Raw genomic sequence first — 13,234 nt, forward strand, 5'->3', positions numbered from 1 at the left:
TGGGCTCGGCAAGGTGTCGGGGCCCGGCCTCACTCCGGCCGCTCCCCGGCCGCCGCGCGGGCGGTCACGAGCCCCGACTCGTACGCCGCGATGACCGCCTGGGCGCGGTCCCGGACGGCGAGCTTGTCGAAGATGCTGGTGATGTAGTTCTTGACCGTCGACAGGCTCAGCTCCAGGGCGCGGGCGATCTCGGTGTTGTCGAGTCCGGTGGCCATGAGCCGCCACACCTCGACCTCGCGGGGCGTGAGCGCACCGAGCCCCGCCGGGGCGGGCCGCGTGTCGCGGGGCGCGGTGACGTAGGTGGAGATCAGCCGGGTGAGCAGGCGCGGCGCGACGGCGGCCTCGCCCGCGTGCACGGTGCGGATCGCCGCGCTCAGGTCCTCCGGCGAGCTGTCCTTGGGCAGGAACCCGTACGCCCCGGCGCGCAGCGCGCCCACCACGTACTCGTCCATGTCGAAGGTGCTCAGCGCGAGGACCCGGCAGGTGGGCACGGCGGCGGCGAGCTCGCCGGTCGCCGCGACCCCGTCGAGTACGGGCATCCGGATGTCCATCACGACGACGTCGGGGCGCAGCCCGCGGGCCAGGTCTACGGCCTGCGCCCCGTTCTCGGCCTCCCCGACCACCTCGAAGGACGGATCGGGGGACAGGATCAGCGAAAGCCCGCGCCGCACGAGCGGCTGGTCGTCGGCGATGAGCACCCTGATCGGCGCCTCGGTCATGGACGTACTCCTTCTTGCGGTACGGCTGTCTCGACCGTCTCGTCCAGAGTGAGGGGCAGCTCGGCGAGCACGGCGAAGCCGCCGTCGGCGCGGGGCCCGGCGGTGAGGGTGCCACCGTGCAGGGCGACGCGCTCGCGCATGCCGATGAGGCCGTAGCCGCCGGAGCCGGGATTCGGGGGAGCCGCACCCTCGCCATCGTCCAACACCTCGACGGTTACGTGATGTTGACGGTACGTCAGCCGTACGGAGGCGTGCGCGGACCCGGCGTGCCTGCGGGCGTTGGTGAGGGCCTCCTGGACGACCCGGAACACGGTGAGACCGACGGTCGGAGGCAGCGGTCGCGGCGCCCCGTGCACGCTGAACCCGGTGGACAGTCCGGCGAGCCGGGCCTCGTCGACCAGGCGGTCCAGGTCGTCGGCGCCGGGCTGGGGCTGGGCCGGTGCGGATTCCGGCTCGTCTCCGGCCCGCAGTACGTCGAGGAGCTGGCGCATCTCGCCGAGCGCGAGCCGCCCGGAGGCCTCCAGGGTGACCAGGGCGTCCCGGGCCACCTCGGGGCGGGCGAGGTTGGCGCGGGCGCCGCCAGCCATGAGCTGCATGGTGGTGATGTGGTGGGCCACGATGTCGTGCAACTCCCGCGCGATGCGGCGGCGCTCGTCGGCCACGGCGCGGTCGGCGAGGAGCCGGCGGTTGGCCTCCACCTCGCGCTGCCAGCGGCCGACGGCCAGGGCGGCGCCGACGACGATGAGCGGCGAGAGGACCGCGGAGATGGCGTCCTGCCAGGGCGGAACCCGCCCTCCGCTCTGGCTGAGCAGGCTCGTCGCGGCCGTCACGAAGACCGCGCCCGCCACGACCCGGCCACTGCGGGCCCGGGCGAGGGAGTACAGGGCGACCATGAGGACGGCCCCGAAGTGGGTGGAGAGCGGCAGGGTGAGGGACGCCGCCGCGTCGAGGACGAGGACGGCGGCGAGGGTGGCGACGGGGTAGGTGCGCCGGGCAAGCAGGGGCACGGCGGCGAGCGCGACGAGGACGACCCCGGCGATGCTGATGCCGCGCCGGCCGGTGGGGTCGCTGACGAAGACGTAGCTGAGGAGGTTGATGGCACAGGAGGCCCCGGCCACGAGGGCGTCGTTGCGGGTCCAGAGGGGTTGGGGGGTGCCGGGGCGCGGTGGCGGGGCCTGGGTGCTGCCGGGCCGGAGGGGTGGGAGTTCCGGGGCCGCGCCGACCTCGCCGCCCGGCACACCCTCGGGCTCGCCGAGCCCCGCGTCGGGCGACTCCCCCGCGCCACCGGCCCCGGCGCCCGGCGCCTCGCCCCGCCCCACGTGTCGCAGCCCGCGCATGCCTGTCCCCCTCTGTCCGTCCCGGCCAGCGTGTCACGTCCGCCCCCGTGCCGGGACCGGCGCCGGACCGAGACCCCGACCAGGACCACGGTCCTGGTCACCGCCCCGGGCGGGGACCCAGGGCCCCCGGCCGGATCATCCGTAACCAGGACGCCGGGCCGCCCCTCCCCCTGATGGGCTGGAGAGCAGCCGGGAGCACCCGGCAGACGTACGACGTTCCGACCCGCCCGCCGGAGGACCTCGTGATCCGCGCCCTGACCGGATACTCCACCCGCCACCCCTGGAAGGTGATCGCCCTCTGGGCCGTCCTGGGGCTCGCCCTGATCGCCCTCGCCCCGACCCTGTTCGCCCGTGTCACCCAGAACCAGACCGGCAACTTCCTGCCCCGCAGCTACGATTCCGCCGCCGCCCTGCGCATAGCCGAGGAGCGGTTCGGGGTGGATCCGGACACCACCACCGTGACCGTCCTCGTCGGGCGGGCCGACGGCCGGCCCCTCGGTGCCGCCGACCAGAAGCGCGTCGAGGCCGAGGCGGCGAAGCTCGGCGGGCGGCGGGTCGTCATGCCGAGGGAGGACGACGCGCCGAAGTTCCTGGTCCCGGACCGCTCGCAGACACCCCGCATCGCCCCGGCGATGACCGCGCCGGACCGGAGCTTCGAGCTGCTCTCCGTCGAGCTGAACGGGAACCCCTCGGACACCGGCGTGCAGGGCGTCTACCGGGCCTTCCGGGACGCCGCCCGGACGCAGTTCGCCGAGGCGGGGATGCGTACGGGCTTCACGGGTGCGCTCGCCGAGACCGTGGACACCACCGACGCCAACAAGACCGCCACGACGGTCGGCGGCGCTCTCCTGACGGGGCTCATCGTCCTGCTGAACGTGCTGGTGTTCCGCAGCGTGCTCGCGGCGATCCTGCCGCTGCTCGCGGTCGCGGTCATCGGCGGCGCGGCGGCGGGCGCCGTCGCGGTGGCCGCGATGCTCACCGGGCTCAAGCTCGACGCGAGCACCCCGGGCCTGATCAACGTGGTCCTGCTCGGCATCGGCATCGACTACCTGCTGTTCCTGCTGTTCCGCTTCCGCGAGCAACTCCGGTCCCAGCCAGAGCAGTTGGCACGCGAGGCGGCCGCGCAGGTGTGTGCCCGGGTGGGCACCGCGATCACGTCGGCGGCGCTGACGATCGTGGCCGCGTTCGCCACCCTGGGTGTGGCGACGTTCGGGCAGTTCCGCTCGCTCGGCCCGGCGATCGCCGTGGCGGTCCTGGTCATGCTGTTCGGCAGCCTCACCCTGATGCCGGCGCTGCTCGCGGCCGCCGGGCGCAAGATGTTCTGGCCGTCCCGGTCGCTGCGCCGCGAGCCGCGCGAGGGACAGGCCGCCCGCCTGGGCGCGCTGGTCACGCGGCGCCCGCTGCTGATGCTGACCGCGTCCGTCGCCCTGCTCGCCGCGCTGGCCGCCGGCCTGATCGGCATCCGCATGGACTACGGGCAGGGCGGCGGCTCGGGCGACAGGACCGCGGCCGCGGCCACCGCCGCCGAGATCTCCCGCGCGCTGCCGGCCGGCGTCTCGGACCCGACCAGCGTGTACGTCACCGCCAAGGACGACGGGCCCCTCACCACCGCCCGCCTCGACGGCCTTTCCCGCGCGCTCACCCAGGTCAAGGGCGTGGGCCAGGTCGCGCCGACCGTACTCGACAAGGACCACCGGGCCGCCCGCATCGACCTCTACCCGACCGCCGACCCGCAGAGCCGCGAGGCCCGCGACCTGGCCTCCGGGCCGATCCGGGACGCGGTCGCCCGGCACACGCCCGCCGGGACGACGGCCCACGTCGGCGGAACGCCCGCGATCATCGCCGACATCTCGACCGCCGTCGACCACGACCTCAGGATCGTGTTCCCCGTCGCGGCCGCGCTGATCGGGCTGATCCTGCTGCTGCTCCTGCGCAGCCTGCTCGCCCCCGCGATCCTGATGATCTCGGTCGGGCTCGGCTTCGCCGCCACCCTCGGCGCCGCGACCCTGCTGTTCCAGCACGCCCTCGGAAAACCGGGCGTGAGCTTCACGCTCCCCCTGGTCCTCTTCCTGTTCGTCGTGGCGCTCGGCACCGACTACAACATCCTGATCACCGACCGGATCCGGGAGGAGATGCGCCGCCCGGGCCCCGCCCGCGCCGCCGTGGCCCGCGCCGTACGCCACACGGCACCGGCCGTCGCGACGGCCGGCCTGGTGCTCGCCGGCTCGTTCGCGAGCCTCGCCACGACGCCGGGCAGAGAGCAGGTCGCCTTCGCGATGGCGCTGGGCATCATGCTCTCCGCGCTGGTCCTGTCCCTGGTACTGGTCCCGTCCCTGGCCGCACTACTGGGCCGCTCCCTCTGGTGGCCGGTCCGCCCGGTCCCGCAGGGGTTCAAGGGGCGAGGGGCTGCGACATATGCGGCTCCGCCGCGTGGGCGCGCCCAGCCGCCCACCACCCACACCCAACAACCAACCCACTGAGGAGCGCGGGGAACTACGCAAACCCACCCCCCACCCCCGGAGGGCCCCCGCACTATCCTCACCCCGTCAAAGCCAACAAAGCGGGGGGAACCGTGGACCGCACTCAGCGGTTGGGTCCGGGCGACCCGGAGCGAATAGGCACCTACCGCCTGCTGGCCCGCCTGGGCGCAGGCGGCATGGGCCAGGTCTACCTGGCCCGCTCGGACCGGGGCCGTACCGTCGCCGTCAAGCTGGTCCGGCCCGACCTCGCCGAGCAGGACGAGTTCCGGGGCCGGTTCCGCCAGGAAGTCATCGCCGCGCGCCGGGTCGGCGGACAGTGGACCGCGCCGGTCCTGGACGCGGACACCGAGGCACCGGTGCCGTGGGTCGCCACCGGATACGTCGCGGGCCCCTCCCTCCAGTCCGTGGTGGCGGGCCCGCACGGCCCGCTGCCGGAGCATTCCGTACGGGTCCTGGCGCGGGGCCTGGCCCACGCGCTCAAGGACATCCACGCGGCCGGCCTCGTCCACCGCGACCTGAAGCCCTCCAACGTCCTGATCACCATCGACGGCCCCCGCGTCATCGACTTCGGCATCGCCCGCGCCCTGGAGACCAGCGCCGAGGCCGGCCTGACCCGCACGGGCGCGCTGGTCGGCTCGCCCGGCTTCATGGCCCCCGAGCAGGTGCGCGGCGACCGGATCACCCCGGCCTGCGACGTGTTCTGCCTCGGCTCGGTCCTGTCGTACGCGGCGAGCGGCAGGCTGCCGTTCGGGGAGGCGTCGAGCGGGGTGCACGCGCTGATGTTCCGCATCGCGCAGGAGCCCCCGGACCTCGACGGCGTACCGGAGTCCCTCCAGGAGCTGATCGGCGACTGCCTGCACAAGGACCCGTCGGCCCGTCCCACCCTGGACCGCATCCTGGAACGCGTCCGCGAGGACACCGCCGACCCGTGGCTGCCGGCGCCCCTGGTGGCCCAACTGGGCAGCCATGCCGTGCAGTTGCTCGACATAGAGAACCCGGGCGGCACCGAAGTGACCCCGGATCCGCACAAGGCCCCGACCCAGCTCGGGTCCCCGTCGTACCCGCCCCCCCTCCCGCCCCCGCCCTTCGACCCGTACTACTCCCCCTCCCCGGAGCCCCCGCCGGCCCGCAGCGCCAAGTCGACGGCGGCGCTGATAGCGGTGGCACTGGTGGTGGCGGTGGGCGCGGGCGGCTCGGTGTACGCGTTCATGAGCGGCGGCGAGCAGCAGGGCGGCACAACAGCCACCAACTCCCCTTCCCCATCGGCCAGTTCCACGAATTCCGGGGACGTGAGCTCGGACGGCACGGGTACGACCACACCCCCCGCCCCCGTGGACGGCGTACCGCAGCCCTACATAGGCAGCTGGTCCGCGGTGATCCCGAGCAACTCAGGTGACAACACACGTCACTTGGTGGTCCGGGCGGGCAGGGCGGGCGACAAGGTTCTCACCCTGACGGCCGACGGCGAGGGCTACCACTGCATCTTCGAGGCCCGCCTCACCGGCGCCCCCGCCTCGGCCGACGCCCCGCTCCAGATCGGCCCGTCCGCGGTGGCGCCGGGCTCGACAGGCGCCTGCAACCCGGGCAAGCCCAGCACCGTGACCCTGATGCCGGACGGCCGCCTGCACCGCCAGACGGTGGGGACGGGGGAGTTCCTCGACTACACGAGGGTGGGTGACTGAACCCCACGGGAACCCGGATGCCTTGCCGGATCCAGCGACTTCCCTCCCATGGGCGGAATCCGGCCGGGATTTCGTACGGCGTGAGGGATGCGCGGCGCCGGGGTGTGAGCCACTCTGGGAGCGACCTTGAGGTGTCCATGAGGCAGGCGCCGTCACCACCCCGGTCGGCGAAGGTTCGCGCGGACCGCAGCACACCCCGAAGGGGGCGATCAGCGCATGACCAGGCCTGAGAGCGCGGGATACGACTACGACGTCGTGATCGGCGGAGCCGGCCTCGCGGGCAGTGCCGCCGCGATCCTGCTGGCCCGGCGCGGTGCCCGCGTCGCGTTGCTGGAACGCCGCGCGGACCCCGAGGCGTACAAGGCACTGTGCACCCACTCCATCACGGCCAACGCCTACCCGGTCCTCGACGAACTCGGCCTCGTCCCGGCCCTGGAGGAGGCGGGCGCCGTCCGCAACACGGCGCGCTGGTACACCCGTTGGGGCTGGATCGAGCCGAGGCCCGCGCCGGCCGGCCCGGAGCTGCCGTACGCGTACAACGTCCGGCGCAGCACCCTCGACCCGCTGATCAGAACCCGTGCGGCGGACACCCCGGGGGTCGATCTGCTCCCGGGTCACCAGGTGACGGGGCTGGTCGGGGAAGCAGGGCGGACCGTGGGGGTGCGCGCCTCGACGCCGCAGGGCGAGCGCGAGATCCGCGCCCGCCTGGTGGTCGGCGCCGACGGCAAGGACTCGGCGGTGGCGAAGTTCGCGGGGTCACCCACCCGGAGTCACGAGAACGCGCGGTTCGGCTATCTCGCGCACTTCCGCGGCCTTCCACTGCACGGCGGGATCGGTCAGGCCTGGTTCCTCGAACCCGACATGGCGTACGCGTTCCCGAACGACGACGGGGTGACGGTCATGGCGGTGCTCCCGGAGAAGAAGCGGCTGCCGGCGTTCCGGGAGGACCTGGAGGGCAGCTTCCTCTCCTTCATCCGCGCTCTGCCCGAAGCACCGCCCATCGACTCCGCCGAGCGCATCACGAAGATCACCGGAACGGTCAACTACCCGCTGCACAGCCGCAGACCGACCGCACCGGGCCTCGCCCTCATCGGCGACGCCGCCCTGACCAGCGACCCCCTGTGGGGCGTGGGCTGCGGGTGGGCCCTGCAGTCCGCACAGTGGCTGACAGACGCCGTCGCCGCGTCCGCCACCGGCCGGGGCGACCTGGACAGATCACTCGCGTCGTACGCCCGCGAACACCGCCGCCGCCTGCGAGGCCACCACTACCTGGCCGCCGACTACGCCCGGGCCCGCCCGTTCAACCCCGTGGAGCGCCTGATGTTCTCGGCGGCAGCCCGCGACGAATCCCTGGCCCGCCACATGCACCTGTTCGCCTCCCGCCTGATAGGCCCCCGCCAATTCCTGAACCCGGCGGCACTGGCGCGGGCAGCGGCGGTCAACATCGGGCATGGCAGGGGAGTTGCGCGGCGGGGGCGTTGAGTGGGGGAGCCACCCCTCCTCGGCGGGTTCCCCGACTCCCCGAGGGGGGCGGTTGAGGCGTGTTGAGCCAAGCCGCATGAACTCGGGCACCTCCCTCCAGCCGCTCTGCCACCGGCCGGGCTGGTGCCCACGCGCTCGAAGCTGAAAGCCTCCCCACATGCGTCCCGTTCCCACCTGCATCCTCACCAGCGCCGATGCCCCTCGGGCCACGGACGGCCACGATCTCGACCGGTACGTCCAGATCGGCTCGCTGACCAAGCCCCTCACCGCCACCGTGCTGACGCGCCTCGTCGAGGCCGGGGAGCTCCAACTCGACGACTCCATCGAGCAGCTCCTGCCCGCGCCGCCCGGCACCGGCATCACCCTGCGCCACCTCGCCGCCCACACCTCGGGCCTGCCCCGCCTGCCACCGCACCTGCACCGACGGGACCCGTACGCCCCCTTCGACACCCAGGCCCTGGACACGCTCGTACGGCGACTCGACACGCTCCCGAACACCGCCCCGGGGGACACCGAGGAGTACTCCAATCTCGGTTACGCCGTCCTGGGGGCGGCGCTCACCTCCGCGACGGGCCGGTCGTACGAGGAACTCCTTGAGCACCACGTCCTGGCCCCGCTCGGCATAACCGAGATATCGGTGAGCCCGCCGCCGCATCTGCGACTGCACCGGACCGGCATGTTCGGCCGCCCGGTCCGCCCCTGGACCATGGACGGCGCCATCCTGCCCGCGGGCGGCCTGTGGGCCACCCCCCGCGCCGCCGCCCGCCTCACCGTGGCCCTGCTCGTCGAGCGGCAGCTGGGCGAACCCACACCGTTCTGGCAGACCGCGGGCCCCCTCCGCTGGCACAACGGTGCCACCCGCGACGCCTCCGTCTTCACCGGTGCCCTCCCCGACGGCACCTGGGTCCTGGTCCACCGCCTCTCCGGAGACGCCGAGCAGACCGACGAAATCGGGATCGAACGGCTGCGGAACATCGCGGAGCGGCAAGGGAGTTGAGCGTTCGCGTGGCTGCACTCGCCCCGTCCTACGGGTGATAGAGCTCCCGCGCGCGAACGGAATCTACGGGCCCGCCCTGGTCCAGGCGCAGGAAATGGTCCAGCTGCCATTCCTGCGACTTGGCGGCCTGGCGGTTGGTGGTGGTCACCCAGGGCGGGTAGACGCGAAAGGCCCGCTTCCCGCCGGCACCGTTCACCGATACGACGCCGTGCCGGCGAAGCGCGTCCACGGAAAAGACGAACTGGCCGAAGTGGTGACGGTCATGGTCATGATCACGGCAACTGATGACGAAGAGGTCTACGGGGTCCGCCGCGTCGAACGGCTCGATGGGCCCACCCGGAGACCTCTTCCATGCGGTGACGAACTGGCCGACCTTGGTGGGAGTCGTCTTGGCCACGCGGAACCGGACGGCGAGACCGTCCAGGGTGAATTCGTGGGCGGCGTACTCGGCGCTCTCGGATTCGGGAACCGGCTGCGAGCAGATGAATCCGCAAGGGTCGTAGACGAGCTCTTTCGCCGCGAGCAGATCAGTGTGGGTGGAAGTGGTGTCCGACCACGGTACGAGTCCGATGGGGTGTGGATCGGATGAGTACTCGTGGTTCGTCGTCATCCGTCCACCCTGTCACAGAGGAATGCGCGCGGCCGACCCGGCGAATACCGATGCCGCTGCCGGCGGTGCGCCACGAGCGGGGCGGGCGTCGCTCGTGGCCTCTGGTCCACCGCTCGTGCGGTCCCTTACCACTCACGCCCATCGGTCACCGGAATCACCCGCCTCGTGGAGCCGCCACACCACCGAGTTCAGCAGCGGCGTGTGCACGAACCGGCCCGGGCCCGAGGGCACGCACCGCCACGACAGTGGCCACGTGTGCCCGCACAGCGCAGGGACCGGTACGTAACTGACCTTCCCTGGACCCGAGTTGAACGGTACCGCCAGCTCCGGCCACGGCCTGTGGGACGTGCTGCGCGGCGGCACCAGGAAGTACACCGGCCTCCGCCCCGCCGCGTCCGCGACGATGGGCCCCGGGTCGCCCCCGGTCAGCTCCTCCATCAGGTCCGCCACGCAACGCCCCGCATCCCCCTCGATCCGTACGGCGTCGAATTGCACGCCCGCCTTTCTCAGATGGAACCCGGAGAGCGGAATCCAGTCCAGGTTTACCTCGCCGATTTGCGTATCCACGAGGACAGTTTCGGCCCGTCCCGCTAGCGTTTTCCATGGCCTCATGGGGACCGTCGGGGAGCCATTGACCAGCCCCAACTGCCTTTGAGGCGAGTCGAATTCGGCGGGGTTGAGTTGTGACCGGTTGAGACCGGTTGAGTCGGAGCGTGATCGCATATGGCACGAGCGGAAAACAAGGTGACGGCAGGACCGACAGCGCAGATGGTGGCCAATCTGGCCCGCAAATTGCGCGTACGGAAGGGGTGGACGCAGGAGCAATTGGGAAGCGAACTCGGCTTCTCCGGCGCGGCCGTCAGCGCGATGGAGACGCTGGCGCAGCCGGCGTCCGACGACATGCTGGTTCAGCTGGAGCGGGTCCTCGGGGATGGGATGGACATCTTCGAGGATGCGCGGGTTCCGGTGCGGCTGGAGAAGTTCCCTGAGCAGTTCAAGGACTACTCCCTACTGGAGCAGCAGGCCCTGGTGCTGCGGCTGTACGCGACCCTCGTCATCCACGGCCTCTTCCAGACGGAGGAGTACGCACGGGCACTGATCGGTGGCGGCTACCCGCCCCTTCCCGAGCAGCGGGTCGAGGAACTGGTCGAGGCGCGGATGGCACGCAGGGCCCTCTTCGACCGGACGCCGGTCGCGCTGATCGAGGTGGTACTGGAGGAGTCGGTGCTGCGGAGGGCGATCGGCAGCAAGGAGGTCATGCGCGGCCAGATGCTGCATCTCGCGGAGTGCGCACGGCGGCGTAACGTGACGTTCCAAGTACTGCCGATGGAATGCGGGTTGAGTGGTGAGCACGCGGGTGCTCGCGGGGGCATGACACTGGCCGAAACCCCGGAACACGACCACCTGGTTTACCTGGAGCCTCAGGACGAAAGCCTCCTGATCTCTGCTCCCGCAAAGGTGAGTACGTATGCCCAGCGCTATGCGAAGATCCGAGCACAGGCCTTGGATCCTCGCGCATCACTGGGCCTCATCGAGGAGTTGGCGGGAGAGCACAGATGAGCAGCACCCTGCGGTGGTTCAAGTCCAGCTACAGCAGCGACAGCGGCGGCGAGTGCGTCGAGGTGGCCGTTGCCTGGCGCAAGTCCTCCTACAGCGACAGTGGCGGTGGCGACTGCGTAGAGGTGGCCACCTGCGCGCAGGCCGTCCACGTGCGGGACTCGAAAGTGGCGGACGGCCCCTCGTTCTCCATAGCAGCGCACGCGTGGACCGCATTCCTGGAATGGGACGGGGCAGCCCCCCTCGCCTGAGGGGTGCCAGGCACGCCTGGACGACCCGGCGTGTGGGAGCGGGCCACCCTCACCGGAGGGCGCCGCACAGCGCGCTCTGCTCGTACGCGTCCAGTACGAGCAGAGCCGCTCCGAGCCGGCCCGCTCCCTGGCGCGCAGGACAAGCTGGGCCTCTTCCATGTCACCATGCCGTGGGGATCACCGATATTCGACGGCAACGGGGATGACGGCGGCCTCACGAACGCGGTCCTCGACGACCCGTGGATCCACCAGCTCGGCGACGTCACGCATGCCTTGGACGCTTCCAACAAGCGCGTCAAGCTCCCGCACGGCTCCGGCGACGGACACAGCTTCCCGTTCCTGCCGCCGCTGATCCGTCTCCCCATCCTCGTCCCCGTCGCGTACCGGGTCCCGGATCCCGGATCCGAGCGTGCCCTGGGTGCCGCCGCTCCCTCCGGTGCCCGGGACCACTACGCCACTGTGTCTGGCCGACAGCAAGGACCCTTTCACCGTGAACCTCGACGACTACCGGGCGACCTTCTTCTTCTACGCCCCCGAGAAGAACCCGCACGGCTGGAACCTCGACCTGGAAGCGTTCGGCGAGAAGCTCAGCGCGGCCTATCCCGAGGCCCGCGCCCAGACGCGAGGGGAGGGCGACGAGCTGCGCCTGTCGTTCTGGGCCGTCACCGACGACGGCACCGAGTACACCGGCTACGCCAGCACGAACGGCCGAGACACGGTGCTCCTGAGCGACAACATCGCCGAGTCAGCCGCGCTCCTCACCCAGCTACTACGCGAGGAGACCATTCCCACGCCCGACCTGGTGCACTTCAGCTCCGAGCCCGCTGTCCTCGCGGGGATCGAAACGGACTGGCGCATCCCCGCCGGAGCCGATCAGGAGAAGATCTTCGACGAGCTCCAACAGCACGTGCGCGTCGTTGAAGGAAGCTGACCTCCCGTAGAGCGAGCGGGGTCCGGGGCAGAGCCCCAGCGCACCCCGCCGAGCCACACCCATAATCGCGGGATGCCGATCCTGACCTACCCCGAGGCGGACACCCCGCCCCCGCTGCGTGCCCAGGTGCTCGCCCTGCAGGACGAGGCCTGGCCCCAAGCCGTACCGAGCAGCGGACTGAGCCACGACCCCGCCCTCGCCCCGCTGTCGATGCTGCTCGTCGAGGACGGCGTCGTGCTCGCCGCCCTGGACGTCCTGCGCAAGGACATCGAGCACACCGGCATAACGCTGCGCGCCGCCGGCCTCAGCACGGTGGTCACCCGCCGGGCCGCGCGCGGGCAGGGGCACGGGCACCGCCTGGTGAGCGCGGCCCGCGAGGCGATGCCCTCGTACGGCCTGGACCTCGGCCTGTTCACCTGCGACCGTCCGCTCGCGGGGTTCTACGAGGGCGCGGGCTGGCAGGTGTTGCCGGGGACGGTGCTCGTCGGCGGCACGCCCGAGGACCCCTTCCCGAGCGACCGGCCGGGGTTCGACAAAGTCACGCTGGCCGCGTTCTTCACCGCGAAGTCCCGCGCCGCCGAACCCTCGTTCCGGGCCGCACGCATCGCGCTGCACCCGGGCCCCATCGACAAGCTGTGGTGACAAACCTGCGACGGAAGCGCGTTGCACCTGCGACACGCGTTCGATAGACATGTAAGGCGTCGCACGAGGCACGTGTGGCGATTCGCGGGTACTGCGGAACCGCGAAGTGCGGCTGGTTACGACGATGACGACGATTACGGGGGTGTGTGCGTGAAGTTCGACATGGGGTCCACGACTCTGTCCGATCTGGGGAAGAGCACCGAGGGTTCGAGTGGTGATCTGGGTGCGCTGATCCGGCAGTTGGTGGCGGCGGCGGAGCCGTTGGAGGGGAAGTTCAACGGGGCCGGGAAGGCCGCGTTCGACTCGTTCAAGAACCATGCGGACGAGATCACGAATGATCTGAACGGGTCGCTGCAGGACATTCTGGGTGGTCAGTCCGGGATGGACACGGCGTTCGGTACGGGTGATCACGAGCAGGAGTCCAACGCCCACCAGAACATGTCGGCGGCCAATTTCGACGCGGCCCGCTTCGGCGGACGCCACTAACCACGGGGGATCAGGAACATGGGTCAGAATCTGGACCGGCTCAGCTACGACACCGGCGCC

The 13,234-nt window shown here is 71.6% G+C and carries 14 protein-coding genes; 9 read left to right on the plus strand and 5 right to left on the minus strand.

Annotated features, from left to right (window positions below):
• Positions 1-29: 29 nt before the first annotated feature.
• Positions 30-719: a response regulator gene (locus IE206_RS10925; RefSeq protein WP_189961845.1), complete on the minus strand. Its 690-nt coding sequence runs from the start codon at positions 717-719 to the stop codon at positions 30-32.
• Positions 716-2,056: a sensor histidine kinase gene (locus IE206_RS10930; RefSeq protein WP_189961846.1), complete on the minus strand. Its 1,341-nt coding sequence runs from the start codon at positions 2,054-2,056 to the stop codon at positions 716-718. Before IE206_RS10930 ends, IE206_RS10925 begins: the two co-directional genes overlap by 4 nt.
• A 173-nt stretch (positions 2,057-2,229) precedes the next feature.
• Here IE206_RS10930 and IE206_RS10935 point away from each other — a divergent pair, with 173 nt between their 5' ends.
• From IE206_RS10935 to IE206_RS10950, 4 genes are all read left to right on the plus strand, one after another.
• The gene (locus tag IE206_RS10935) at positions 2,230-4,536 is read left to right on the plus strand and encodes an MMPL family transporter (protein WP_308433918.1); all 2,307 of its coding nucleotides are present in this window, start codon (positions 2,230-2,232) and stop codon (positions 4,534-4,536) included.
• Between the two features lie 92 nt (positions 4,537-4,628).
• A complete protein-coding gene (locus IE206_RS10940) occupies positions 4,629-6,218 on the plus strand; it encodes a serine/threonine-protein kinase (RefSeq protein WP_226598534.1) in 1,590 nt (529 codons plus the stop codon).
• 216 nt (positions 6,219-6,434) lie between these two features.
• Positions 6,435-7,700, plus strand: a complete 1,266-nt coding sequence (locus tag IE206_RS10945; RefSeq protein ID WP_189961847.1) for an NAD(P)/FAD-dependent oxidoreductase — start codon at positions 6,435-6,437, stop codon at positions 7,698-7,700.
• Between the two features lie 157 nt (positions 7,701-7,857).
• Positions 7,858-8,697 (plus strand): serine hydrolase domain-containing protein, encoded by an 840-nt coding sequence (locus IE206_RS10950; protein ID WP_189961848.1) that lies wholly within the window; start codon positions 7,858-7,860, stop codon positions 8,695-8,697.
• Between the two features lie 28 nt (positions 8,698-8,725).
• Here the strand turns inward: IE206_RS10950 and IE206_RS10955 are convergent, their stop codons facing one another.
• Positions 8,726-9,307: a MepB family protein gene (locus tag IE206_RS10955; RefSeq protein ID WP_189961849.1), complete on the minus strand. Its 582-nt coding sequence runs from the start codon at positions 9,305-9,307 to the stop codon at positions 8,726-8,728.
• Positions 9,308-9,439: 132 nt separating this feature from the next.
• On the minus strand, positions 9,440-9,874 hold the full coding sequence (locus IE206_RS10960) for a hypothetical protein (protein WP_189961850.1): 435 nt from the start codon (positions 9,872-9,874) through the stop codon (positions 9,440-9,442).
• 156 nt (positions 9,875-10,030) lie between these two features.
• Here IE206_RS10960 and IE206_RS10965 point away from each other — a divergent pair, with 156 nt between their 5' ends.
• Together IE206_RS10965 and IE206_RS10970 are read left to right on the plus strand one after the other, a co-directional pair.
• The gene (locus IE206_RS10965; RefSeq protein WP_189961851.1) at positions 10,031-10,867 is read left to right on the plus strand and encodes a helix-turn-helix domain-containing protein; all 837 of its coding nucleotides are present in this window, start codon (positions 10,031-10,033) and stop codon (positions 10,865-10,867) included.
• Positions 10,864-11,115, plus strand: coding sequence for a DUF397 domain-containing protein (locus tag IE206_RS10970; RefSeq protein WP_189961852.1), 252 nt, complete (start codon positions 10,864-10,866; stop codon positions 11,113-11,115). Before IE206_RS10965 ends, IE206_RS10970 begins: the two co-directional genes overlap by 4 nt.
• A 177-nt stretch (positions 11,116-11,292) precedes the next feature.
• Here the strand turns inward: IE206_RS10970 and IE206_RS10975 are convergent, their stop codons facing one another.
• Complete coding sequence (locus IE206_RS10975) at positions 11,293-11,565, minus strand: hypothetical protein (protein ID WP_189961853.1); 273 nt, start codon at positions 11,563-11,565, stop codon at positions 11,293-11,295.
• Between the two features lie 40 nt (positions 11,566-11,605).
• Between IE206_RS10975 and IE206_RS10980 the strand changes: the two genes are divergently transcribed.
• The 3 genes from IE206_RS10980 (at position 11,606) to IE206_RS10990 (ending at position 13,174) form a co-directional block, all read left to right on the plus strand.
• A complete protein-coding gene (locus IE206_RS10980) occupies positions 11,606-12,046 on the plus strand; it encodes a hypothetical protein (RefSeq protein ID WP_189961854.1) in 441 nt (146 codons plus the stop codon).
• Positions 12,047-12,118: 72 nt separating this feature from the next.
• Positions 12,119-12,688, plus strand: coding sequence for a GNAT family N-acetyltransferase (locus IE206_RS10985; RefSeq protein WP_189961855.1), 570 nt, complete (start codon positions 12,119-12,121; stop codon positions 12,686-12,688).
• 150 nt (positions 12,689-12,838) lie between these two features.
• The gene (locus IE206_RS10990) at positions 12,839-13,174 is read left to right on the plus strand and encodes a hypothetical protein (RefSeq protein ID WP_189961856.1); all 336 of its coding nucleotides are present in this window, start codon (positions 12,839-12,841) and stop codon (positions 13,172-13,174) included.
• Positions 13,175-13,234 lie beyond the last annotated feature (60 nt).

This window comes from Streptomyces violascens (assembly GCF_014649955.1).
Lineage (GTDB): Bacteria > Actinomycetota > Actinomycetes > Streptomycetales > Streptomycetaceae > Streptomyces > Streptomyces violascens.

Bases quoted from the DNA above. Each gene is read 5' to 3' on its own strand.
- IE206_RS10925 (WP_189961845.1), bottom strand. From the start codon at position 719: ATGACCGAGGCGCCGATCAGGGTGCTCATCGCCGACGACCAGCCGCTC.
- IE206_RS10930 (WP_189961846.1), bottom strand. From the start codon at position 2,056: ATGCGCGGGCTGCGACACGTGGGGCGGGGCGAGGCGCCGGGCGCCGGG.
- IE206_RS10935 (WP_308433918.1), top strand. From the start codon at position 2,230: ATGGGCTGGAGAGCAGCCGGGAGCACCCGGCAGACGTACGACGTTCCG.
- IE206_RS10945 (WP_189961847.1), top strand. From the start codon at position 6,435: ATGACCAGGCCTGAGAGCGCGGGATACGACTACGACGTCGTGATCGGC.
- IE206_RS10950 (WP_189961848.1), top strand. From the start codon at position 7,858: ATGCGTCCCGTTCCCACCTGCATCCTCACCAGCGCCGATGCCCCTCGG.
- IE206_RS10955 (WP_189961849.1), bottom strand. From the start codon at position 9,307: ATGACGACGAACCACGAGTACTCATCCGATCCACACCCCATCGGACTC.
- IE206_RS10965 (WP_189961851.1), top strand. From the start codon at position 10,031: ATGGCACGAGCGGAAAACAAGGTGACGGCAGGACCGACAGCGCAGATG.
- IE206_RS10970 (WP_189961852.1), top strand. From the start codon at position 10,864: ATGAGCAGCACCCTGCGGTGGTTCAAGTCCAGCTACAGCAGCGACAGC.
- IE206_RS10985 (WP_189961855.1), top strand. From the start codon at position 12,119: ATGCCGATCCTGACCTACCCCGAGGCGGACACCCCGCCCCCGCTGCGT.